Origin of the sequence: Nannocystis bainbridge, assembly GCF_028368995.1 — a bacterium.
GTDB lineage: Bacteria > Myxococcota_A > Polyangia > Nannocystales > Nannocystaceae > Nannocystis > Nannocystis bainbridge.
Window position 1 is genome coordinate 594,424 of the sequence record NZ_JAQNDL010000001.1, and the last position, 22,953, is coordinate 617,376.

The following is a 22,953-nucleotide window of genomic DNA, read 5'->3' on the forward strand; positions in this document are numbered from 1 at the left end:
TCGGCAGTTCCCCCCGTGCTCCCACGGCCCGAGGCGAATCCCGGCCACTCGCCTGCAAGCGCGTCCGTCCGCGAAGCCGGTCCCCCGCCCTCGGCGTTATGCTCGGACATGCTCGAGCCCCCCTGCGCTGCGCTCCCGGCCTCGACCTTCCCGCAGCGGTGGCTGCTGGCCTATCTGCTGCTCTACGTCGCCCCCTTCCCGCTGAACTACATCCCCGGCCTCGACATGCTGGTGGCGGTCCCCGGCGTCGCGTGGCAGGCCGTGGTGACATGGGTCGGCGCGGTGGTGTTCGCGGTCGAGGCGGTCCCCCGCGCCACCGGCAGCGGGGACACCATGTTCGACTACGTGCAATTGGTCTGCCTCGCCGTGATCGCCATTCCGCTGGCCGCGGCCTGGCCGGCCCGGCTGGGCCGCGGCGTCGCCTGGGACCGCCTGCTCGACCGCACCCGCGCCTATCTGCGGCTCTACCTCGGCTGCTACCTCCTGGTCTACGGCCTCTGCAAGGCCATCCCGACCCAGTTCCCGCCGCCCGGCCCCGATCGGCTGATCGTCCCCTATGGTGATTCATCGCCGATGGGCCTGCTATGGACATTCATGGGCCAGAGCCCCGCGTACGTCGCCGATGGGCGTCGGCCTCGACGACGACTGCAACGACTGGAGCGGCGGCCCCTTCCAGGCGGAGGTCGGCGAGTGCAGCGTCAAGGACGGCCGCTGGACCCTCGGCTGCGGCCTGCACTCGTGCAACCTGACCGCGCACCTCTACTGCGTCGAGCAGGGCCTGTGACGCCCGGCTGCGGGCGATCGGTCCCGCGGTGAAGCGCGCCCCTGCGGACGCGCGAGCGGTGACGCGCCCGCAGACTTGCGGATGCGCTGCCGTCACGTCGCGCGAGCGGCCGGCGGGCGCAGCGGCAGCGCGCTCACAGATTTGCGGACGCGCCGCCCTCCCGTCCCGCGAGCGGCCGGCGTCCGCCGCAACAGCCCTCACAGATTGCGGACGCGCTGCCCTCCCGTCCTGCTAGCGGCCGGGGTCCGCAGCGACAGCGCGCCCGTCGAGTCACGGACGCGCCGCCTCCCGTCCCGCGAGCGGCCGGCGTCCGCAGCGACAGCGCGCTCACAGATTTACGTACGCGCGGCCCTCACGTCGCGCGAGCGGCCGGCGTGCGCAGCGGCGGCGGCGGCATCTCGGCGGTCAGGAACGCGTCGGCGCTGATGTCCTTGAGCCCGGCGCCGCGCAGGAAGCTCTGCTTCTTCAACGCAGTGACCCGGTCGGGGCTGCCGCACAGGAACACCCGCCAGCCCTTCAGGTTCGGGAACAGCCGCTGCGTCACCTGGGCCAGGTCGCCGACCTCGATCTCGCCGCCTGTCTCTCCGGACATGGCGCATCGGACATAGCTGAAAGCTCCTGTCCCATCGGACATGCCCTTGAGCTCGTCCACCAGGTAGAACCCGTCCGGGTCGCGGGCCCCGTGGACCAGCGAGATCGGCCCGGTGTGGCCGCGGCGGCGGGCGTCGTGGACGATCGCGCGCAGCGGCGCCAGGCCGGTGCCGGTGCCGACCAGCAGCATCGGCTGCTCGGGCCGGCCCTCGGTGTAGAAGCACGTTCCGGCCGGGCCGCGCAGGCCGACGCGGGTCCCGGGGGCCGCCGCCGCCAGCCAGCGGCTGACCCGGCCCAACCTGTGCACGCGCACGTGCAGCTCGAGCGCGCGCCCGTCGGCCGGCGAGCTCGCCAGCGAGTAGGCGCGGACATGGTCGCCCTGGATCAGCTGCACGTATTGACCTGGCCGATAGGACAGGTCCTCGTCGGGCTCGAGGCGGACCCGCACGATCGCCGGGCCGATCGGCGCGACCTCGGCGATCGTCGCCCCGATCGCCGGCGGCGGGCCCTCCTCGATCACCAGCTCGCCGGTCGGGCGGGCCATGCACGACAGGAACCACCCCTGCTCGCGCAGCGCCGGGGCCAGGCCCTGCTGCGCCGCGGCCCCGGGGTCGCCCGCGACCGCGCGCAGCATGCAGGCCTGGCAGGCCCCGGCGCGGCACGAAGAAGGGACCGCGACGCCGCCGCGGAGCAGGCCCTCGAGCGCCGTCTCACCTGGCTCGAGGGCCAGGTCGAGGTTACCGCGACGGATCCGCCCGGTCATGGCTCACACCGCCGGATCGCGGCCGAGGACGTCGTTGCGGACCGACTCGGCGATCGCGCCGACGCGGGCGATCTTCGCGTCGTCGACCCCGAGCTCCTTGAGCGTGCCGGCGAGGTGACCGACGACCGCGTCGAAGTGGCTGTCGTCGATGCCCTCGGCCACCAGGTGGGCGTGCGCGCGGCGCATGTCGCGGCCCGAGTAGTGCGCCGGCCCGCCGGTCACCATGGTCAGGAACGCCTTCTGCTTGGCCGCCTGGCGCTCCATGTCGACGTCGTCGAAGAAGGGGGCCAACCTCTCGTCAGCCATGACCTTGCGGTAGAAAATATCGACCGCGGCGTCCATCGCCACAGCCCCACCAATCTCGTCGTAAAGGCTCGTCATCGCTCTCTTGCTCCCTCCGGCAGCGCGCCGGAAAAGTTGTATTCTTGGTACGTATTTTCTGTCCCCGAGGCCAGCGCAAATCATGCAGCTCACCCAGTTCACCGACTACGCTTTGCGCACGCTCCTCTACCTGGCGGTGCACCGGGACCGACTGGTGCCGGTCGCCGAGATCAGTGCCGCCTACGGGATCTCGAACCACCACCTGGTCAAAGTCGCGCACCAGCTCGCGCGCCTCGGCCACGTCGAGTCGGCGCGCGGTCGCGGCGGCGGCCTGCGGCTCGCGCGCGACCCGGCCGACGTGACCGTGGGTGAGGTGGTCCGCGCCACCGAGCCGCATTTCCACGTGGTCGAGTGCTTCGACGCCGACCACAACGCGTGCCCCATCGTGCCGGCATGCGGCCTCATGCGCACGCTGGCGCAGGCGCGTGAGCGCTTCCTCGAGGTCCTCGACAGCCAGCGGCTGGCCGACCTCGTGCAGGACCCGGTCCGCGTCGACAAGCTGGTCACCATCTGGAAGCGCACCGGCAGCGCCACGCGCCGCCAATTGGCCTCCCCGGAGTGATGGGTCTATATCCGGGCGCCATGACCCGCACGCTCGCCACCGCCGCCGAAGCCCCCGTCCTGCCGCGGATCCTGCTGCGCGACGGCGAGGCGGTGACGGCCCCGGTCCCGGCCGCGCCGGCGCGCACGGGGGCGGCGGCGGCGACGGAGCGGCCCCTGCGGGTGGTGATCGCCGGCGGCGGCACCGGCGGGCACTTGTTCCCCGGCATCGCCCTCGCCGAGGAGATCCGGGCCCGCGGCGGCGAGGTCCATTTCGTCGGCACCGCCCGCGGCATCGAGGCCCGCGCGGTGCCCGAGAGCGGGTATGCGCTCGAGCTGATCGACGTCGCCGGCATCAAGGGCCGCGGCCTCGCGGGCCTGGTGCGCGGGCTGCTGCGCCTGCCGCGGGCCTGGCTGCAGAGCCTCCGCCTGCTCCGCCGCCTGCGCCCCGACGTGGTCGTCGGCGTCGGCGGCTACGCCTCGGGCCCGGTGGTCGCGACCGCGTCGATGCTGCGGATCCCGACCGCCATCCTCGAGCAGAACAGCATCCCCGGGATCACCAACCGGATCCTGTCTCGCCTGGTGCGCAAGGTGTTCTGCACCTTCCCCGACGTCCGCGGCCGCTTCCCCGCGCCCAAGGTCGTGCTGGCCGGCAACCCGATCCGCCGCCAGATCCTCGGCCAGCTCGTCGCCGCCGGCGAGACCACCGCCGCCGCCGCCGCGGCCACGCCGCACGGCCCGCGCCTGTTCGTGTTCGGCGGCTCGCAGGGCGCCCGGGCCATCAACGACGCCGTCCTGGCCGCCCTGCCCGGCCTGCTGGAGCGGCTGCCGAACCTCGAGATCTGGCACCAGACCGGCAAGGGCGACGAGGCGCGGGTACGCGACGGCTACGCCGCGCTCGGCCTCGGCGAGCCGCGCGCGCGCGTGGCCGCCTTCCTCAAGGACATGGCCGCGCCCTACGCCTGGTGCGACCTGGTGCTGTGCCGCGCCGGCGCCACCTCGCTGTCGGAGCTCACCGCGGTCGGCAAGCCCGCGGTGCTGGTGCCCTTCCCGCACGCGACCGACAACCATCAGGAGTGGAACGCCCGCGCGCTGGTCGACGCCGGCGGCGCGCTGCTGATGCGCGAGTCGGAGTGGACGCCCGAGGCGCTGACCGGCGCGCTCGCCGGTCTGCTCGCGGCGCCGGAGCGCCTCTACGACATGAGCAACGCCATGCGCACCGCGGCCCGGCCCGAGGCGGCGCGCACGATCGTCGACGCCATGAGCGCGTGGCGGTGAGTGCCCAAACTCTCGCCTGCGGGGCCTGAGGGCCCGGGGAGCGCGCGGCTACTATGCGCTCCGCCGATGTCCGCCGTCGACCCGATCGCCGCTCTTCTCGCGCCCACCGACACCTTCGTCCACCGCCACATCGGGCCCCGGCCCGACGACATCACGGCGATGCTGCAGACGCTCGGGCTGTCGTCGCTCGACGCCCTGGTCGAGGAGGCCGTGCCCGGCTCGATCCGCCTCGCCGGCGACCTCGACCTCGGCGACGGCTTCGTCACCGACCGCGAGCCCGGCGAGGCCGAGACGCTGGCCCACTTCCGCGCGCTGATGCGGCAGAACCATGTGCTGCGCTCGCTCATCGGCATGGGCTACTCGGCCGCGCACACGCCGGGGGTCATCCTCCGCAACATCCTCGAGAACCCGGGCTGGTACACGCAGTACACGCCGTACCAGGCCGAGATCTCGCAAGGCCGGCTCGAGGCGCTGATCAACTTTCAGACCATGGTCAGCGACCTGACCGGGCTGCCGCTCAGCAACGCCTCGCTGCTCGACGAGGGCACCGCGGCGGCCGAGGCGATGGCGATGTGCCTGCACGTCGCCGGCGGCAAGAAGCGCGCCTTCGTGGTCGCCGACGACTGCCACCCGCAGACCATCGCCGTCGTCAAGACCCGCGCCGAGGCGATCGGCGTGGTCGTGCGCGTGGCTGCCCCTGCGGACATGGACTTCGGGACAGGTGATGTCTGCGGCGTGCTGCTGCAGCTGCCCGACACCTGGGGCCGGATCGCCGATCCCAGCGCCCTCGTCGCCAAGGCCCGGGCCGCCGGCGCGCTCGCGGTGGTCGCCACCGACCTGCTGGCGCTGACCGTGCTGCGCCCGCCGGGCGAGCTCGGGGCCGACATCGCCGTCGGCTCGGCCCAGCGCTTCGGCGTGCCGCTCGGCTACGGCGGCCCGCACGCGGCCTTCCTCGCCTGCCGCGAGGAGCACAAGCGCCTGCTGCCCGGCCGCGTCATCGGCGTGTCCCGCGACGCCCGCGGCAAGCGGGCCTATCGCATGGCGATGCAGACCCGCGAGCAGCACATCCGCCGCGACAAGGCGACCAGCAACATCTGCACCGCGCAGGTGCTGCTCGCCATCATGGCCGGCATGTACGCGGTTTACCACGGCCCGCAGGGCCTGCAGCGCATCGGCGCCCGCGTCCACGCGCTGACGGCCGCCCTCGCCGCCGGCCTGCGCAAGCTCGGCCACGACACCGGCGACGCCCCGTTCTTCGACACCCTCACCGTCGCGCTCCAGGGCGTCAACGCCGACGCCGTGCACGCGCGCGCGGTGGCCCGCGGCTACAACCTGCGGATCATCGACGCCGGCCGGGTCGGCGTCGCCCTCGACGAGCGCAGCACGACCGAGGAGGTCGCCGCCCTGCTCGAGGTGTTCGCCGGCGGCCCGACCAATCTCGAGGTCACCGACCTGGCCCGTGGGACAGATCTGGGCTTCGGCGAGTTCGCGCGCACGAGCGAGTTCCTGAGCCACCCGGTGTTCCACGCCTACCACAGCGAGCACGACCTGCTGCGCTACATCCACAAGCTCGAGAGCCGCGACCTCTCGCTCACGAGCTCGATGATCTCGCTCGGCTCGTGCACGATGAAGCTCAACGCGACCTCGGAGATGCAGCCGCTGTCGTGGCCCGAGCTGGCCGACCTCCACCCGTTCGTCCCGCGCGAGCAGGCGGCCGGCTACACCGCGATGTTCACCGCCCTCGAGCGCTCGCTGGCGGCCATCACCGGCTTCCACGCCGTCTCGCTGCAGCCCAACGCCGGCTCGCAGGGCGAGTACGCCGGCCTGCTGGTGATCCGCGCCTATCACCAGAGCCGCGGCCAGGGCCACCGCGACGTGTGCCTGATCCCGACCTCGGCGCACGGCACCAACCCCGCCTCCGCGGTGCTGGCCGGCTTCAAGGTCGTGGCCGTCGCCTGCGACGACCGCGGCAACGTCGAGGTCGAGGACCTGCGCAAGAAGGCCGCCCAGCACGGCGAAAAGCTGGCCGCGCTGATGATCACCTACCCGTCGACGCACGGGGTGTTCGAGGCCCAGATCCGCGAGCTCTGCGGCGTCATCCACCAGCACGGCGGCCAGGTCTACCTCGACGGCGCCAACATGAACGCGCAGGTCGGGCTGTGCCGCCCCGGTGACTACGGCGCCGACGTCTGCCACCTCAACCTCCACAAGACGTTCTGCATCCCGCACGGCGGCGGCGGCCCCGGCATGGGCCCGATCGCCGTCAACGCCCACCTGGCCCCGTTCCTGCCCGGCCACCCCGTGGTCGACTGCGGCGGCGATCAGGCCATCGGCCCGATCTCGGCCGCGCCGTGGGGCAGCGCCAGCATCCTCTCGATCAGCTTCATGTACGTGCTGATGATGGGCGCCGCCGGCCTCACGCGCGCCACCAAGGTCGCGATCCTCAACGCCAACTACATGGCCAAGCGGCTCGAGGGCCACTACCCGGTGCTCTACCGCGGCGAGCACGGCCGCGTCGCCCACGAGTTCATCCTCGACCTGCGCCCGCTCAAGGCCGCCGCCGGCGTCGAGGCCGAGGACTTCGCCAAGCGGCTGATGGACTACGGCTTCCACGCGCCGACGATGTCGTTCCCGGTCGCCGGCACGCTGATGATCGAGCCGACCGAGAGCGAGCCGCGGGCCGAGCTCGACCGCTTCTGCGACGCGATGATCGCCATCCGCGAGGAGGTGCGGAAGATCGAGCAGGGCCAGTGGCCGCGCGACAACAACCCGCTCAAGCTGGCGCCGCACACCGCCGACGTCGTCACCGCGACCGAGTGGGCCCGCCCCTACCCGCGCGAGGTCGCCGCCTTCCCGGCGCCATGGGTCCGCGAGCGCAAGTTCTGGCCGTTCGTGGCCCGCATCGACAACGCCTTCGGCGACCGCAACCTCGTCTGCACCTGCCCGCCGATGGACGCCTACGCCGACTGACGCGGAGCGCCGCGCAGGCGCCCCTCGTCTGCGCCCGCGACCGATCGCCGCTGCGGCCCCGCGACCTCCGTGCCTCCCGGCGCGGAGGTCGTTCGCGTCTCTGCTTCGCGCGTTGACCGTCGCGCAGCAGGACGGTAAGCCTGGCCCGTCGTGCTCACCGACTTCCAGATCAAGAACTTCAAGTCTCTCCGCGACCTCCGGCTCGAGCCGGGCCGCGTGACGGTGCTGGTCGGCGACAACGGGTCCGGCAAGAGCAACATCCTCGAGGCGATCGCGTTCGCCGGCGCCGCGCTGGCCGACAAGCTCGACCACGAGTTCCTCGCCAGCCGGGGCATCCGCGCCGCCGATCCGCGATGGATGCGGGCGGCCTTCGGCGCCGACGACGACACCAAGATCGAGGTCCGCGTGGCTCACGGCGCCGAGCGGGTCGGCTTTCACGTCGAGACCTCGGCGTCGCGCCGCAGCTTCTGGAAGCTGGTCGTGACCGAGCGGAGCATGCGCTCGCCCAAGGAGACGCTGCTGCTCGACAGCTTCCGCGCGGCCTTCAAGTCGGTGATTCAGGACGAGGACGAGCGAATCAGCGACGCGGAGCTGGCGGAGTTCGTCGACGGCCGCCTGGCCCAGATCTTCCTCCTCAACTTCGAGCCGCTGAAGTCGTTCCTGATCTACGCGCCGGAGACGGCGGCGCTGCGCAGCTTCGCCCAGGAGGGCCAGATCCTGCCGCTCGGGGTCCGCGGCGAGGGCCTGTTCTCGCTGCTGAAGACGCTGGCCGCCGACGCGCCGCGCCTGGCCGAGCTGAAGGAGCTGCTGCACCTGGTCGACTGGTTCGCCGACCTCGAGGTCGGCGCCGCGCTGGCGCCGTACGAGCGGACCCTGCAGCTCCGCGACCGCTATCTCGCCGCCGGCAACCCGCTGGCGGCGTTCGATCAGCGCAGCGCCAATGGCGGGTTCCTGTTCCTGCTGTTCGCCTTCGCCGTGGTCCTCAGCCCCGACACGCCGAAGCTGTTCGCCATCGACGACATCGACGCGGCCCTCGATCCGCGCCTGCGCGCCGAGCTGATCCGGCAGCTCCTGGCGCTCGCGGCCCGCCACGGCAAGCAGATCGTGGTGACCACCCACGACCCCGCGATCGTCGAGTCGCTCGACCTGCACGACCCCGACTTGCGGCTCTACACGGTGCAGCGCGACGCGCAGGGGCACACGCAGGTGACGCGGGTCCGCGCGGCCCAGCCGGCCGAGGCCCCGCCGACGCACGAGCTGTCGGAGGCGTTCCGCCGCGTGGTCCTCGAAGTGCCACCGAGCGCCTGAGGCAGCGCATGCACGAGACCCCGAGCTCCGTGGCCGCGCGCGCGAGCGCCAGTCGCCGGTGGCGTGCTGCACAGGCTGCGAGCGACGCGACCTCCGGCCGCGCGGCCCGGCACATAATCGCCGGGATGCGCCGTAGCCTCGCGTCCCTGCCCTTCGTCGCCGTCCTCGAGCTCGCCTGCGCCCACGGCCCTCGTTCGCCGGCCTCGCCCCGGGCCCTCCTCGTGGCCGGCGAGGCCGCGCGCAGCGGGCCCGCGCTGGCGATCCACGACGTGCCGCCGGCGGTGTTCGTCGACGCCAAGCGGGCGCAGAAGCTCGCGGCCGTGCTGCCGAAGATCCACGACGTCGTCGCCGGCATCGTCGCCGACGATCGCCTCATCGGCCTGGCCGTCGGCGTCGTCGTCGACGGCCAGCTGGTGTTCGGCGAGGGCTTCGGCGTGCGCAACGTCGACGAGGGCGGCGCGGTCGACATCCACACCGCCTTCCGGATCGGCTCGATCACCAAGGTGTTCTCCGGCATGACCGCGCTGCGCCTGGGCGACGAGGGATTGCTCGACCTCGACGCGCCCGCGGCGAACGTGCTGCCCGAGCTGGCCACCCTCGTCTATCCCAGCGCCGACGCGCGGCCGATGACGGTCCGCGACATCCTCACCCACACGGCCGGCCTGCCGCGCGACCCCGACCTGCCGCTGAGCGGCGGCGGCCAGCCGCACACCCGCGACGCGGTGATGCAGGCGATCGACGGGCTGTCGCTGGTGCGCCCGCCGGGCATCGGCTCCGAGTACTCGAACCTCGGCTTCGTGCTGCTCGGCCACGTGCTCGCCGCGGCCGGCGGCGAGCCGTTCGGCGACGTCATCCGCGACCTCGTGCTGCAGCCGCTCGGCATGCACGAGACGGTGTGGCAGGCGAGCGACCTCCCGGCCGGGCAGCGCACGCGCGGGCACGCGGTCGTCGACGGCAAGGTCGTCGCCACCACCTCGGGCGGTCACAGTGCGCTGAGCGCCGCCGGCGGGCTGTGGTCGACCGTGGCCGACATGGCCCGCTTCGTCGCCTTCCAGCTCGACGCCTGGCCGCCGCGCGGCGACGCCGAGAGCGGCCCGCTCGCGCGCTCGACCGTGCGCGAGGCCCAGCGGCTCCGCGCGCTCCGCAGCTTCCGCGCGCGCACCACCGCCGACGAGGCCGCGGCCGGCGGCATCGAGGGCGGCGCCTCGGGCGTGGGCTTCCCGTGGAGCGTCGGCCACAACTGCGAGGCCGCGTACGTGGTCGGCCACAACGGCGCGCTCGAGGGCTACTTCGCGACGATCCGACTGTTCCCGCACGCGGGCGTCGGCGTCATCGTGCTCGCCAACGCGGGCTGGACGGACACCGACGGGATCGCGGTCCAGATCCAGCGCGTACTGGCCGCGGGCGGGGTGCTGGCGAACCGCGCGCCGCAAGCCCTGCCGGCGCTGGGCGAGGCGGCGCAGCGGATCGTCGATCTGTTCCCGGCGTGGGACCCGGCGAAGTTCGGCGAGTGGAGCACGCACGGCTGGACGGCCGCCGGCAACGCCAAGCTGCTGGCCGCCGAGATGACGTGGCTGCACGCGGGCCTCGGCGCCTGCACGCTCGGCGGGCTCAAGCGCGCGACGAGCCCGTGGTCGGGCGTGTACCGGGCGAAATGCGAGCACGGCGACGCCGAGCTGACGGTCAACCTGACCAGCGCGAAGACGCCGAAGATCGCCAGCGTCACGCTGGCGTGGCTGGCCGGCACGCCGGCGCCCGAGCTGCAAGCGCTGGCCGAGGCCGCGGCGCCGCAGCTGGCCCAGTTCGACGAGGCCGGCTTCCTGACCAGCTTCTCGCCCGGCTTCCGCCGCTCGACGCTGCGCCACACGATCGCCGACACCCAGTTCGAGCACGGCACCTGCGTGCTCGACAAGCCGCTCGAGGTCCGCGGCCCGCGCGAGGCGACCTACGCCCTCAAGTGCGACAAGGGCACCGCGAAGCTGTCGCTGACGATCGACCGCGGGCAGCCGGCGCAGATCGTGTCGTTCAGCGTGGCGTCGACCGGCGCGCTGCCGACCTGCCGCTGAGCGGCCCATCGCGCGTGCTCGCGTTCGCGGACGGCGACGATCGCCGGATGCGAGCATTCGCGGGACGCCGAACGCTCACCGGAGCGAAATCAAGGGTGCTCACATTCGCGGACGCCCGCCGCTCGCCGGAGCGAGATCAGGGTGCGGGCAATCGCGGACGCCGAACCCTCCCCCGCTCGCCGATGACCGTCGCTCGCGCTCGCGAAGCGCTCGCCGGAGCGAGATCAGGGTGCGGGCAATCGCGGACGCCGAACCCTCCCCCGCTCGCCGATGACCGACGCTCGCCACTCGTCGGAGCTCACAGGCCTTCACCTTCGCGGACGCGACCGGCGCTGCTGCCCACATTCGTTCGCGCGCCTGAAACGGCGAAGCGCCGGCGCGCCGTGAGGCACGCCGACGCTCCTGCGGATTCACCGGGCGAGATCAGTTGCAGGTCGGGGCGACCTGGCCGTCGGAGCCGGTGTTGATATACGCGTCGGACACGTAGCCCGTGCCGATGAAGTCCCACAGCTTGGTGGTGCCGAACGTGCCGGTCACCGAGGTGCCGTTCTTCTGGCAGGTGATCGTCACCTTGGCGCCGTTGGCGACCGAGCCGACCGCCGTCCCGCTGGTGCTCGGGGTCGAGCGCACGGTCAGCGGCAGGCCGCTGGTGGAGACCGTGCCGGTGACGCCGCCGCTGCCGCCGCCGCTGCACTTGTTCTTGCTGGTGTAGTTCTTGGTGCCGAAGAACAGCGCGGTCGAGCCGTTGAACACCGGCTTCTGCGCGGTCCCGTTCAGGCGCTGCTCGTAGTGGAGGTGCGGGCCCGACGAGCCGCCGGTGCTGCCCACGGTGCCGATCTTCTGGCCCTGGCTGACGCTCTGGCCGACCGTCACGCTCTGCGAGTTGAGGTGGGCGTAGCGGGTGCGGTAGCCGCCGCCGTGATCGATCTCGACCCACTTGCCGTAGCTCGTGGCGCCCTCGTTGGCCACGCGGCTGACCTTGCCCGCCGCGGCCGCCACCACCGGATCGTTTACGTCGTCGGTGCGGTTGAAGTCGACCGAGTTGACCGGGCTGTGATTGGTGCGGGTCTGGCCGGCCCACACCTGGCCGCACGGGAACGGCAGCTGGAACGCCGGCGCCAGGCTGACCTCGGTCTGCGCGGCGAGGTCCTCGAGCGCGTCGAACTCGGCGGCCTCCTCACCGGCGGGCGGGCCCGCGTCCCACCACTCCTCGTCGCCGAAGAAGCCGGCCGGATCGAGCTCGGCCTCCTCGGCGGTCATGTCCTCGATACAGCCGCCGAGAGCGACGGACAGGGTGCCAGCGAGCGCCAGCGAGAAGAGGTTGCGATGGGCGAACACGGAGGCGAGTCGGGTCATGTCGGGGTCCTTCGCGGGCGAGACAAAGAGGGCGAACGTGGAGTCGGTCTCCACACGCAGAGCCGCCGGTCCAGCGGCTCCGAACGTCGTCCTGTCGAGTAACCCGGCCCCGATTTTCGATCACCGAAGTCGACCGCGCCGCAAACACCGCGAGCGCTCGCAGGCGCGCCCACGCGTGCGCCCCGCGAACCTCGCTGCGCTCGACTCAGCGCCTGCTCGCCGTCGTCGCGCGCCGACGACGGCGCCCCCACAGACCGCAGCCGAACAGCCCGAGCACGCCGATGCCGTCGGGCCACGCACCAGCGGGCTCGGCGTCGCAGCCGAACGGCTCGCCCGGCCCCGCGTCCCCGGGCTCGCACACGCCGGCGACGCACGCACCGCTCGCGCACTCGTCGGCGACGACGCACGCCGCTCCCGACGCGACCTGTCCGAAAGGATAGAGCTCGACGGCGGCCAGCGGACTCGTGATCGAGCCGACCGTGCCGCCGACGATCAGGACCCCGTGACCGGGCACGAAGGTGGCCGTGTGGAGCCACCGCGGCGTCGTCATCGGCGGCAACGGGGTCCACGTGTCGGTCGCCGGGTCGTAGACCTCGACGCTCGCCAGCACGCCGCCGAGCCCGCGACCGCCGGCCACCAGCACCCTGCCCGAGGGCAAGCGCGTGGCCGTGTGATCGAAGCGCGGCTCGCTCATGGTCGCCGCGGCGGCCCAGGTGTCGCCGACCGGATCGTAGCGCTCGGCCGTCGCGGTGACGCGGAACGGATCGGGCACGAGGGTGATGTCGATGCTGCCGCCGCCGCTCACCAGCACCTCGCCGGTGGTCAGCAGCGTGGCGGCATGACGCTCGCGCGGGGTCGCCATCGCGGCCGCGGCGATCCACGCGTCGGTCGCCGGATCGTAGCGCTCGGCGGTCGCCAGCGGCTCCTTGATCTCCGCGTCCCAGGCGACCAGGTAGCCCCATTTCCAGCCGCCCGCGGCCAGCACCCGGCCGTCGGCCAGAGTCGTCGCCGTGGGGCTGCTGCGCGCGCCCACGAGCGAGCGCGGGCTGGCCACGGTGCCGGCGGCGACGTCGTAGCGCAGCGAGGTCTTCGGCGTGTCGAGGCCGCCGACGATCAGCACGTCGCCGTCGGGGAGCAGGCTGAGCGCCGTCTCCTCGCGGTAGGTCCCGGCCAGCGCCGGCACGTCGAGCCAGACGTCGGAGGCCGGGTCGTAGATGACGCCGACGAGGGCGTCGAGCGCCAGCCAGCGACCGTCGGCGAGGCGCACGGCGACGGCGTCCCACAAGGCCGCCGGGGCGGTCGTCAGCGGCGACCAGACGTCGGCCGCGGCGTCGAAGCGGAACACGGACTCGGCCGCGCCGGCGGGAGCGTGGCCCCCGGTGACGACGACGCCGAGACCGGGGAAGAACTCGGCGACGTGCTGCGCCCGCGCGGGGCTGAGCGGGGCCCGCGATACAGGCCCGGCCGCTGTGGCGGTGGACACGGTGCATACGAACAATGACGATAGTGCGGAGGCGAAGGCGATACTTTTCATTATGGGCCCGCCCCTGTAATTGGAACGAGGCGCCGGCAAATCAACACAGTCGCGCGCTGCAGCCGACGCGGCGCACGCCCACGCCCGATCGTGCGACGCAGCACGCCCATGTGGCGCGCGGGCGTATTCGCGCAGTCAGCGCGCTCGGGCCCTGCGAGACGAAGGCGGTCGTGGGGCCACGAACGCCATTCATGCCGGTTGCGAATGGCATGAGGCCGGACGGCCCCTCCCGTCGATCGGCGGGCTCGCCCCGGTCCTCTCGCAGAGCCGCGCTTGACAGCCGCGCGGCGGGCTCGCTACCAGAGGAGCATGCGTCCTGTCCGTCCCGCTCGCAGCCCTCGCCCCGGGAGCTCGCGCGAGCGAGCGACGCCCTGCCCCCGTCTCGTCGCGCTCTCGCTGGGCCTCGTCGCCGCGCTGCCAGCCTGCTCGACCGCCCAGGACCGGAGCCCGGAGGCCCGGCCGGTGCCGGTCGCCGAGGCGCCGAAGCAGCCGGTCGCCGAGGCGCCGAAGCAGCCGCCGATGGCAAGCTTCGCGCGCATGCTGCCCGGCTCTTGGCGCGTGACCAACCCGAACGGCACGAGTCAGACCGACACCTGGTACCCGGGCCCCGGCGACCTCTCGCTGCGCGTCGAGACCGACGGCACCGACGGGTCCGGCTCTCCGTGGCGCGAGCTGGTGGTGCTGTTCTGGCACCCGGGACGCGCGCAGGTCCGACTGCTGGGATTCAACCCCTACGCGCGCAGCGTGGCCGAGGGCCATATCACGTTCGCGGGCGACAGCGCGGAGGCCGAAATCGTCATGCATCAGACCCCGGGTCGCCGCGATCTGGTCCAGCGCTGGAGCTTCGCCGGCCCCGACAATTACCGCGAGGCGCTGCTCGAGCGCAGAGGCGCGGGTGGGCTCGGCCTGCTCGCCGAGTGGGACTACTTCCGCGTCCCCACACCCGCCGCGATCGTGCGCACCGATCCGCCGCCGACCGCGTCGGAGCGCCTGCAGGACCTTGTCGCCCTCGTGGGCCCGACCTGGCAGGCCAGGGGCGAATGGGCCGGCGGCGGGGCCTTCGACCTGCAGACGAGCTTCACGTGGATCCCCTACGCCGACGTGATCCACGCCCGCACGACCGCAAGGACCGAAAGCGGTGAATCGAAGCACCTGCTCGACGCCTATCTCTATCATCACACCGGCGCCGATCAGCTGCGCTGCCTCGCGCTGTCGGACCGTGGCGGCGTGTACGAGGGCGACGTGACGGTGCACGCGGGCGGCGCCCTGCAGCTCGACCTGAAGGGCCACGAGGACGACCGCGCCACCCTGCACGCCGTGCGCCTCGAGTTCGAGCCGGACGGGGCGCTGCGCCAGCGCGTGTGGTCGCTCGCCGGCGACGACCGCACGCTCGTGCTCGACGCGCGCCACGAGCGGCGCGAACGCCAAGCGGAATGACGGTCACGCCCGGCTTCGCCCGTCGCGCGCATCACGAGCGCCCGGCGCACATTCACCGCTCGCCTCTTGTGCTCGACGCGCACCGCGAGCGGCGCGAACGCAAAGCAGAGTGACCTGCCCGCTCGGCGTCACCCGCCCGCGCGCATCACCGGCGATCGGCGCCGGCGCGCGGCCTCAGAAGCGGCCCTCGAGCGACACCAGGAACCGGTTCTCGGGCGACGGGATGCGGGCGAGCGTGCTCGGGCGCTTGTCGAGCCAGAAGTACAGGTCGTAGCGGACCTGGACCATGAACCGCTTCTTGATCAGGTACGAGACGTCGACGTAGTTCCACAGCGACTGCTCGAGCAGCGTGTTGCTCGAGGTGTCCATCGACAGCCAGCGGATGCGAGCGCGGATCCGCAGCGCATCGATCGGCCGGGTGTTGATCGTCAGCCACGCCTGCGAGTCGCGGCGGTACTTGGCGCGCTCGGCCGGCGCGACGTTCTCGTAGGTGTCGGGGATGAAGCCGGGGACGTCGGGGTCGACCTTGAGCGGGTCGCCGACGTAGCGCTGCTGAAAGCGGGGCACGATCTTGACCCGCTTGTGCGGCATGAACGCCATCTGCAGGTTGAACTTGAGCTGCTCGCCGGCGCAACGGACCGGCTCGCCGTTGACGTTGGTGTAGACCAGCCCCTCGTCGCTGTAGACATCGCCGTCGAGGTCGTCGCCCGCGACCAGGTCGGACACCCCGACGTCGCCGCCGTAGCAGTATTGATGGCCGGTCTTGCGCATGTCCTTGTCGCGGTACTCGACCCACACGGCCGGCAAGAACCACCGGGTGATCAGGTAGTCGCCGCGCAGGTAGGCGTGCATGCCCGGCGCCTTGGTCGAGGGCGACACCCACGCGTTGACGTAGGTGCGGATGTTCGAGGCCTTGTTCGGCCTGCCGGTGTAGCGGATGCGGGCGCCGGCCTCGTCGCGCGCGCGCTGGCCCTCGTACACGTCGGGCGACGCCAGCGGGCGCGCGTACGGGTTGGCGAAGTCCCGGTCGTAGTAGCGGACGATGGTCTCGATCTCGTGCCGGCCGAAGGTCGCGGTGTGGCGGAGGATCGCCGCCCAGCCGCCGCCGCCCTTGCTGTCGCCGACGCCGACCGCGTCGGCGCGCTTCATCGAGTCGAAGCTGCGGCTGACCTCGATGCCGAGGTCGCTCCAGCGGTGGCCCCACGCGCCGTTGAGGCCGATGGCCCCGAACGGCCCGCCGAACGGGGTGCGGGCCCACTCCTGGAAGTCGTAGTCCTTGCCGCCGGTCAGCCACTTGATCGCGGTGCCGTAGCCGGTGGCGCCGACCCATGAGCGGCGGTTGAAGAAGTAGCTGACGTTGCCGCCGCTGGTGACCTCGCGGAACATCCGCGGCAAGGTCTGGTAGCCGAACTCCGAGGTCGGCGCGAACGGGTCGGGCTGGCGCTTGTAGAGCGCCGGGGCGTCGCAGCGCGGATCGTCGCTGCGCGGGTCGGAGCACTTGTCCGGGTCGTACAGCTTGTATTGATAGACGCTGCGCGCCTGCACCGAGGTCCACGCGTAGGCCTGCATCCACCCGTTGCCGAGCTTGAGCTTCTTGATGCCGGCGGCGATGCCCTGCAGCGTCTCCTGCCAGCGGAAATCGGGGGTGACGTAGGTGCTGCCGAGGTCGCCGTCGCACGGCGAGTCGGGCAGCTCGCCGGCCGACTCCTTGCAAAGCCGGGTCAGGCGGACCGGCCGCGGGTAGATCGTGTTGTCGCGGTAGATGCCGTTCGGCGTGTAGTTGCGGGTGTTGTCGAAGGTCAGGCGCTGGCCGAAGCCGATGCGGTAGGTGCCGAGCAGGACGTTGTAATTGTCGTCCTCCCACTGCACGTAGACCTTGGGCAGGTAGCCGCGCGGGCGCGGCTGCTCGGCCGACAGGGCGTCGCGGTTGGGGTCGTAGCGCACGTCGTCGACGCGGCTGCGGGTCAGCACGCCGGCGACGCCGAGCCGCAGGTGGCGCAGGGTCTGGACCTGGCCGTCGAGCACCATCGCCGGCAGGCGGCGGTCGGGCGGCGACCAGGCGCTGCGCAGGCGGACCTTGCCCGAGGTCGCGGAGTAGCGGCGGTTGGGCTCGACGATGTAGATGAACGCGGCGATCGCCTCGAGCTGATCGCGGTCGAGCACGCCGGCCAGCACCAGCGCGGCCGGATCGTAGATGAAGCCGGCCTCGGTGCGGTAGCGGATGATGCCGTCGACCTGCTTGTAGGTCAGGTTCGGCAGCGTGAACAGCTCCTCGCGCGAGGCGGTGTTGAGGTTGACGCCGCGGCGCAGCAGCTCGATCAGGGTGTCGAAGGTCTCGCCGGAGATGTCGCCGGCGGTGTTGAGCTCGAGCAGGTCGTCCTCGTCGTCGACGTCGACGAAGGCCTCGTAGGGGGCCGCGGCGGCCCCGGCGGGCGCGAGCGCGGCGCACAGGCCGAGCGCGAGCGCGGGGGCGATCGCGGCGCACGGGCGGGGGCGCCGGGGTGCGCATGAAGCTGGCCGCAAGGACATGTGAGGAGTCATCTACCGGAAGCTGGGAGTCTCGATCGCAGAAGCGCGGGTCACGGGCCGCAGACGTCGCTGCACATGCCCCACAGCCCGGCCTTTTGGTCCCTGGCCACGCGCTGCATGTCGCGGAATTCGCCGGCCCGGTCGGCGCCGTTGGGCGGGATGTCGAGCACGCAGCCGTAGCCGCGGGCGACCAGCAGGGCGTTGATCTCGCCGTCGGGGACCTCGACGTAGGCCAGCAGGCGGCCGTAGGCGTCGGTGCACTCGACGTCGTAGGTCAGCGCGACTTCCTGGCCGAGCACGTAGCCGGCGTTGAAGTCGCGGGCCTCGACGCCGAAGCACTCGCGCTTGCCGTTGGTGATCTCCGGGGTGTCGACCAGCAAGTAGCGGACCTTCTCGCCGCTCTCGAGCACGACGGTGTCGCCGTCGACGACCTTGGCGACCCGGCCGACGGTCGGCCCGCACTTCGAGGTCTCGGGGTCGCCGTCGCTGGCGGTGGCCGCCGGCTCTTCGCCGTCGCAGCCACCTGTCCCGAAGGCCAGCAGCAGGACGGACGCGAGAAGGAATCCGAGCCGGATCAGGGACATGCCGGGTTCTCCTGCTTCGGGGTGCCGGGGCCGACGGCGTCGCACCACGGGTCGGCGTCGGTGTTGTCGTTGAGCGCGGGGTTGGAGACGCCGGGGTCGAGCTGGGTGGCGATGTCCTCGCCCTGGCTGGTGGCCCACTGCACGGCGTCGAGCACCAGCTCGCCGACCGCCAGCGAGATGGCGCCGGCCGAGTTGGCGAGCGAGAACCCGAACGCGGCGTCGACCGCCGGCAGGCCGCCGTTGATCGCGGGGTCGAGCTTGCGGGCCAGCAGCGCCCGGCTGCCGGCGGTGACGGCGATGCAGTTGGCGCCGCCGAGGGTCTTGGCGGCCGTCAGCTCGGCGGGCGTCGGCGCGAACTTCGACAGCGCCTTGACGTTGTTGAGGTCGACGTCGGCGTTGGCCAGCACCTCGAACCACTCGCGGTCGGTCTCGGTGCCCGAGGGGTTGGCGAGGAACTCGGTGATGACGAGGTCGCCGACGCCGGGCGAGTGCTTCTCGCGCATGGCGTTCAGCTCGGCGTCGAAGCAGGGGTCGACGAAGCCGCCGCCGCAGGCCGCGTTCATCGCGCCCGGGCTGCCCTTGTCGGTCGCGTTGTAGAGCGCCGCGGCGAAGCAGAGGTTGTCGGGGACGTCGTTGACGGCCACGTCGAGCGCGCCGGGGGTGATGAACTCGAGCGAGAGCTGGGTCGACGCGCCGTCGCTGGTGCTGGCGTAGGCGACGTGGTCGAGCTCGACCCCGCCGTGGCCGACGAACAGGCCGCCGTTCGAGTTGCCGAGGCTGATCTTGGTGACGAACCGCGGCGCCGGCAGGCCGCCGTTGACGGCGGGGTCGCCCGAGCGGGCGAGCAGGACCGATTCACCGGGCTTCACCTCGAGGCAGTCGCCGGCGACCGGCACGAAATCGCCGACGGTGTACGGGTCCCACACCTTGCCGATCTCGAGGCCGTTGAGGTCGAACTCGCCGTCGGCGAACAGCTCGAACCACTCGCCCGCGGTGTCGCCGACGGACTTGGGGTTGGCCATCCACTCGCTGATCAGCAGCTCGCCGGCCTGCGGCGGGTCGATCGGGCGCGGCTGCTGGGTGTCGGGGTCGGTGCACTGGCCGGTCGGCGGCGGGCCGTTGCACACGCTGTTGTCGGCGCCGGGCGTGCCGAGGTCGGTGTTGAACGGGGCGTACGGGACGGCCGCGTCGCAGCGGGCCTCGGCCGGGTCGTTGAGCGCCGGGTCGAGCGACATCGTGAACGCGTCGATGACCGCGGGGTCGACCTGGCGGGCCACGCCGTCCTTGGGCGAGTCGTACGGCATGCTGTCGAGCTCGACCCCGCCGGCGCCGATCCACAGGTTGCCGCTGGTGTTGCTGAGCTGCAGGCTGGCGTAGCTGGCCGCCGGGGCCAGCATGTCGCCGGTGGCGCCGCTGCGGGCCAGCAGGACCAGGCCGGGGCCGACCGACTGGCACGCGCCGCCGGGGAAGGTGAAGCTGATCGACTCGGCCGACTTGCCGAGCTGGAGGCCGTTGAGGTCGAAGCTCACCGGGGTGAAGAACTCGATCCACTCGCCGGCCGGCTCGCCGATGGCGGCCGAGGTGTTGGCGTGGACCTCGGTGATGAAGATGTCCCCGGGGACAGGTGCGACCGCCTCGCGGACGGCGCCGCCGTCGTCGCACGGGTTCTTCAGGCAGATCGGGTTGGGCGCGCCGGGGGTGCCGAGGTCGCCCTCGGCGAACGACTCGTAGGCGAGGCAGAAGTTGGCCGGGTCGTCGTTGCCGGCGACGGTGGTGGCGCCGGGGTCGAGGCTCCAGGCGATGCCGTCTTTGGGGCTCGGGTAGTGGATCTCGTCGAGGATCTGGTCGCCGTAGGCGATGAACACCCCGGGGCTCGGGTTCGAGTCGCTGGCGCTGTCGTTGAGCGTCAGCTTCATGACCACGTCGGTCGCTTCCCACGCCTTTTGCGAGAACAGCACGGTGTCGCCGGCGCCGACCTTGAAGCACTCGGGCTGCTGCAGCACCTGCGCGTTCTTCTTGTCGGCGGCGAACTTGGTGGTGTTGCTGCCGTACTGCAGGCAGTTGAGGTCGAACGCGCCGTCGGTGACCTGCAGCTCGAACCACTCGCCGACGGTCATGGTGGTGAGGCCGGCGTTGGCCATGACCTCGGTGATCACCAGCTGGCCGGCCTGCGGGGCGATCGCGTCGCGCAGGGCGCCGCCGTCGTAGCACTGGCCGCACGACTCGGGGGCCGCCAGCGGGCAGGCGGCGTTGGGCTGGCGCGGCGAGCCGAACTCGCTGGTGAAGTAGGGCTCGCCGTCGGTCGGCGCGGTGCACCACTGCGCGAAGTCGTCGTTGGCGGTCGCGTCGGGCGTGACCTGGCCGTCGAGGGTCGTGCTGACGCCGTCCTTGATGCGGGTCGCGTCGTAGATGACCTCGTCGACGACGACGTTGCCGCAGCGGACCGTCAGCATGCCCGAGGTGTTGGACATCGAGCCGAGGTCGGTGCCGTAGCCGTAGTCGATGTACTCGGGGCGGGTCTCGTCGGTGACGGCGCCGAAGGTCATGTAGGCGCCCGGCGGGACCTCGACGTTGCCCTGGATCAGGTGGCCCTTGGCGTCGGTGCCGTCGGCCCGGCTGTAGACCAGGCCGACGCCGCTCAGGCTGACCGCCGTGCTGCTCGGGTTGTGGACCTCGAGCCACTCGATGCCGTCGGCGTCGCTGCCCTTGGGGTCGGGCATGTACTCGGTGATCACCAGCTCGCCGCCGCGCAGGGCGGCCACGCAGCTGCCGGCGTCGGTGTCGCTGGTGGCGTTGCTGTCGCCGCAGCCGGGGGCGACGGAGACGACGAGGGCGAGGCGGGCGAGCGTGCGGCGGTTCATGGTCGGATCTCGGTCTCGCCCGGGCGGGCGGTTCAGCGGGGCGTCCTGCCCTCGCGGTCGGCGGAGCGCTCGATGATGGCGTCGGCGCGAGCGTCGGCCGCGTCCTGCTTGGCGGTGTTCGGGGAGTTCTCGGCCGGCGCTTCCGGCTCGGCCACGTCGGCGGCGCCCTCGGGCGCGGGCGAGTCTTGCGGCGCCGGCTCCGGCGCGGGCTCGGCGTCGGCCTTGGTCTCGGTCTCGTCGACCGGCGCCAGCACCTCGCGCTGGATCTGCCCCGGCATCGTCACCACGATCTGCAGCTCGTCCTGCTTCTTGTACTTGTTGAAGTACTTGGTGATGACGCCGCGGGCGACCACGAACTCGCCGCGGGCCTCGACCGCGCCGGAGCGGGCCAGGACATCCTTGTCGAAGAAGATCAGCGGCAGGCTGCCGGTGCGGCGGCGGCTGAGCAGGACCTTGGTCGGGCCGGCGGTCTCGCGGACGTCGCCGATGGCGCCGAGGATCACGACCTCGCGGCCGACCTTGCCCTGCAGGCGGTCGAGCGCGTCCCAGTGGGTCAGGACGATCCAGTTGGGGTGGTCGGCGGCTTGCAGCTCGAACGCCTGGATGAAGTCGCCGCGGCGGTTCCACCACTCGAGGCGGCGGTCGTAGTCGGTGTAGTGCTGCTTGCTCGGGTCCCAGATGCCGCGCTTGGCCGCGCGGGCCTCCTCCTGGGCGGCCACGAACTCCTTGTGGAACCGGCGCGAATAGCCGTACTTGCTGAAGTACGGGCTCATGCCGGCGCGCACGCACTCGACGTTGTAGTTGTAGGTCTTGCCGTCCTTCTCGACGAACACGTACGCGAGGTAGCGGTTGTAGAAGTCGCGGATCTCCTTGGGGTGATCGCGCTCGAGCCGGACGGTGCGCACGCCGTGGAAGAAGGCCTCGGCGTACTTCTTGGCCTCCTCGCCCATCGGCGTCGGGATCTTGACCGGGCTCTTCGTCTTGGCCTGGGCCTCGGCGAGGTAGCGCTCCCAGCCCTTGTCGAACTCCATGTACTCGGACTTGCGCTTGAAGGTCTCCTCGGTGTCGAGGCCCAGCAGGCGCATGCTGGCGTCGAGGCCGGCGACGCGGATGGTGTCGCCGTCGGTGACCTTCATCAGCGGGAACTCGCCGATCACCAGCGCGGCGTCGTTGCCCTTGGACAGGCTGGCGGCGACGGTGGTGCGGTCGAACCGGTGGACCACCGGGTTGCAGGCCAGCGCCGCCGCGGCCGCGACGACGAGCAGCAACATATGTCCGAACGACCATGTCTTCAGGGACATGTGGGATTGGCCTCCCCCGGGGTGCCGAAGAGGCCGATCCCGGACGACGTGGTGAAGTCGTCGACGCACCACTTGGCGCCCTCGTCGTTGTCGGCGGCGCTCGGGTCGCCGGGCCAGAAGGTGGTGCCCTGCGGCGGCTTCTTCGGGTCCTTCTGGGTCAGGTTGCGCAGGATGACGCGGTCGATCAGCTTGCCGCAGGCGTACACGTCGACGAGGCCGCCCTTCGGCAGGTCGCGCGGGTTCTCGGGGTTCGACGGGCTGTACCAGTCGACCAGGTAGCTGTAGTCGAGGTAGGCCGCGCGCTCGGGGTCGTCGCTGCCGAGCACCACGTAGGCCCCGGGCTCGACCACGAGGGCCTCGTCGCGGACCAGGAAGGCGCCGTGGGGCTTGCCGTCGTTGCGGGTGAACGCGACCCGCAGCCCGGCCAGGTCGATCGGCTCCTCGGAGGCGTTGTAGAGCTCGATCCACTGCCGGTACGAGCCCGGCTGGTTCTCGCGGAACTCGGTCAGGGCCAGGTCGCCAGCCTGTATCTTGGGACAGGTGGTCTCCAGCGGCGGTCGCACGCACGCCAGCGATGCTCCCAACATCGACGGCGCGGCGAGGCGCAACAGACGGTGCGTACGGCCCGAGAACACGGCTCTCGGGAAGTCATGCTACACGCGCCCCGCGG

The 22,953-nt window shown here is 72.1% G+C and carries 16 protein-coding genes; 7 read left to right on the forward strand and 9 right to left on the reverse strand.

Translation table 11 applies throughout. The features are described 5' to 3' along the window. Positions 1-108: 108 nt before the first annotated feature. Positions 109-816, forward strand: a complete 708-nt coding sequence (locus POL25_RS02355; protein WP_272084140.1) for a hypothetical protein — start codon at positions 109-111, stop codon at positions 814-816. A 320-nt stretch (positions 817-1,136) separates the two neighbouring features. On the opposite strand, the gene POL25_RS02360 is transcribed toward POL25_RS02355, so the two are convergent. Together POL25_RS02360 and POL25_RS02365 are read right to left on the reverse strand one after the other, a co-directional pair. Beyond that, entirely contained in the window at positions 1,137-2,138 is a 1,002-nt protein-coding gene (locus POL25_RS02360; RefSeq protein WP_272084141.1) for a 2Fe-2S iron-sulfur cluster-binding protein, read from the reverse strand. Between the two features lie 3 nt (positions 2,139-2,141). After that, complete coding sequence (locus tag POL25_RS02365; protein ID WP_272084142.1) at positions 2,142-2,519, reverse strand: group I truncated hemoglobin; 378 nt, start codon at positions 2,517-2,519, stop codon at positions 2,142-2,144. A gap of 82 nt (positions 2,520-2,601) precedes the next feature. On the opposite strand from POL25_RS02365, the gene POL25_RS02370 reads away from it, so the two are divergent. The 5 genes from POL25_RS02370 to POL25_RS02390 all read left to right on the forward strand — a co-directional run bounded on the left by POL25_RS02370 (position 2,602) and on the right by POL25_RS02390 (position 10,681). Continuing rightward, positions 2,602-3,081, forward strand: coding sequence for an RrF2 family transcriptional regulator (locus POL25_RS02370; RefSeq protein WP_272084143.1), 480 nt, complete (start codon positions 2,602-2,604; stop codon positions 3,079-3,081). 20 nt (positions 3,082-3,101) lie between these two features. After that, entirely contained in the window at positions 3,102-4,337 is a 1,236-nt protein-coding gene (gene murG / locus POL25_RS02375; RefSeq protein WP_272084144.1) for an undecaprenyldiphospho-muramoylpentapeptide beta-N-acetylglucosaminyltransferase, read from the forward strand. A 66-nt stretch (positions 4,338-4,403) separates the two neighbouring features. Continuing rightward, positions 4,404-7,307 (forward strand): aminomethyl-transferring glycine dehydrogenase, encoded by a 2,904-nt coding sequence (gene gcvP, locus POL25_RS02380; protein WP_272084145.1) that lies wholly within the window; start codon positions 4,404-4,406, stop codon positions 7,305-7,307. Between the two features lie 150 nt (positions 7,308-7,457). Next, positions 7,458-8,615, forward strand: a complete 1,158-nt coding sequence (locus POL25_RS02385) for an AAA family ATPase (RefSeq protein ID WP_272084146.1) — start codon at positions 7,458-7,460, stop codon at positions 8,613-8,615. A 125-nt stretch (positions 8,616-8,740) separates the two neighbouring features. Then, positions 8,741-10,681 (forward strand): serine hydrolase domain-containing protein, encoded by a 1,941-nt coding sequence (locus tag POL25_RS02390; protein ID WP_272084147.1) that lies wholly within the window; start codon positions 8,741-8,743, stop codon positions 10,679-10,681. 423 nt (positions 10,682-11,104) lie between these two features. Here the strand turns inward: POL25_RS02390 and POL25_RS02395 are convergent, their stop codons facing one another. Beyond that, positions 11,105-12,037, reverse strand: a complete 933-nt coding sequence (locus POL25_RS02395) for a peptidoglycan DD-metalloendopeptidase family protein (protein ID WP_272084148.1) — start codon at positions 12,035-12,037, stop codon at positions 11,105-11,107. 205 nt (positions 12,038-12,242) lie between these two features. Beyond that, entirely contained in the window at positions 12,243-13,520 is a 1,278-nt protein-coding gene (locus POL25_RS02400; protein ID WP_272084149.1) for a Kelch repeat-containing protein, read from the reverse strand. Positions 13,521-14,033: 513 nt separating this feature from the next. Between POL25_RS02400 and POL25_RS02405 the strand changes: the two genes are divergently transcribed. Beyond that, the gene (locus POL25_RS02405) at positions 14,034-15,008 is read left to right on the forward strand and encodes a hypothetical protein (RefSeq protein WP_272084150.1); all 975 of its coding nucleotides are present in this window, start codon (positions 14,034-14,036) and stop codon (positions 15,006-15,008) included. Positions 15,009-15,182: 174 nt separating this feature from the next. Here the strand turns inward: POL25_RS02405 and POL25_RS02410 are convergent, their stop codons facing one another. From POL25_RS02410 to POL25_RS02430, 5 genes are read right to left on the reverse strand one after another with little or no spacing between them, the layout of a single operon-like run. After that, the gene (locus POL25_RS02410; RefSeq protein WP_272084151.1) at positions 15,183-17,537 is read right to left on the reverse strand and encodes a helix-hairpin-helix domain-containing protein; all 2,355 of its coding nucleotides are present in this window, start codon (positions 17,535-17,537) and stop codon (positions 15,183-15,185) included. A 50-nt stretch (positions 17,538-17,587) separates the two neighbouring features. After that, positions 17,588-18,121, reverse strand: a complete 534-nt coding sequence (locus POL25_RS02415; RefSeq protein WP_272084152.1) for a thermonuclease family protein — start codon at positions 18,119-18,121, stop codon at positions 17,588-17,590. Continuing rightward, the gene (locus POL25_RS02420; RefSeq protein WP_272084153.1) at positions 18,112-20,982 is read right to left on the reverse strand and encodes a lamin tail domain-containing protein; all 2,871 of its coding nucleotides are present in this window, start codon (positions 20,980-20,982) and stop codon (positions 18,112-18,114) included. Before POL25_RS02420 ends, POL25_RS02415 begins: the two co-directional genes overlap by 10 nt. Positions 20,983-21,014: 32 nt before the next feature. Then, on the reverse strand, positions 21,015-22,283 hold the full coding sequence (locus tag POL25_RS02425) for a thermonuclease family protein (protein ID WP_272084154.1): 1,269 nt from the start codon (positions 22,281-22,283) through the stop codon (positions 21,015-21,017). Beyond that, entirely contained in the window at positions 22,274-22,846 is a 573-nt protein-coding gene (locus POL25_RS02430; protein ID WP_272084155.1) for a lamin tail domain-containing protein, read from the reverse strand. Before POL25_RS02430 ends, POL25_RS02425 begins: the two co-directional genes overlap by 10 nt. Positions 22,847-22,953: the final 107 nt, after the last annotated feature.

Coding starts and splice junctions, on each gene's coding strand:
- POL25_RS02420 (WP_272084153.1), bottom strand. CDS start 20,982: ATGAACCGCCGCACGCTCGCCCGCCTCGCCCTCGTCGTCTCCGTCGCC.
- POL25_RS02410 (WP_272084151.1), bottom strand. CDS start 17,537: ATGTCCTTGCGGCCAGCTTCATGCGCACCCCGGCGCCCCCGCCCGTGC.
- POL25_RS02355 (WP_272084140.1), top strand. CDS start 109: ATGCTCGAGCCCCCCTGCGCTGCGCTCCCGGCCTCGACCTTCCCGCAG.
- gcvP (WP_272084145.1), top strand. CDS start 4,404: ATGTCCGCCGTCGACCCGATCGCCGCTCTTCTCGCGCCCACCGACACC.
- POL25_RS02370 (WP_272084143.1), top strand. CDS start 2,602: ATGCAGCTCACCCAGTTCACCGACTACGCTTTGCGCACGCTCCTCTAC.
- POL25_RS02390 (WP_272084147.1), top strand. CDS start 8,741: ATGCGCCGTAGCCTCGCGTCCCTGCCCTTCGTCGCCGTCCTCGAGCTC.
- POL25_RS02425 (WP_272084154.1), bottom strand. CDS start 22,283: ATGTCCCTGAAGACATGGTCGTTCGGACATATGTTGCTGCTCGTCGTC.
- POL25_RS02360 (WP_272084141.1), bottom strand. CDS start 2,138: ATGACCGGGCGGATCCGTCGCGGTAACCTCGACCTGGCCCTCGAGCCA.
- murG (WP_272084144.1), top strand. CDS start 3,102: ATGACCCGCACGCTCGCCACCGCCGCCGAAGCCCCCGTCCTGCCGCGG.
- POL25_RS02415 (WP_272084152.1), bottom strand. CDS start 18,121: ATGTCCCTGATCCGGCTCGGATTCCTTCTCGCGTCCGTCCTGCTGCTG.
- POL25_RS02395 (WP_272084148.1), bottom strand. CDS start 12,037: ATGACCCGACTCGCCTCCGTGTTCGCCCATCGCAACCTCTTCTCGCTG.
- POL25_RS02365 (WP_272084142.1), bottom strand. CDS start 2,519: ATGACGAGCCTTTACGACGAGATTGGTGGGGCTGTGGCGATGGACGCC.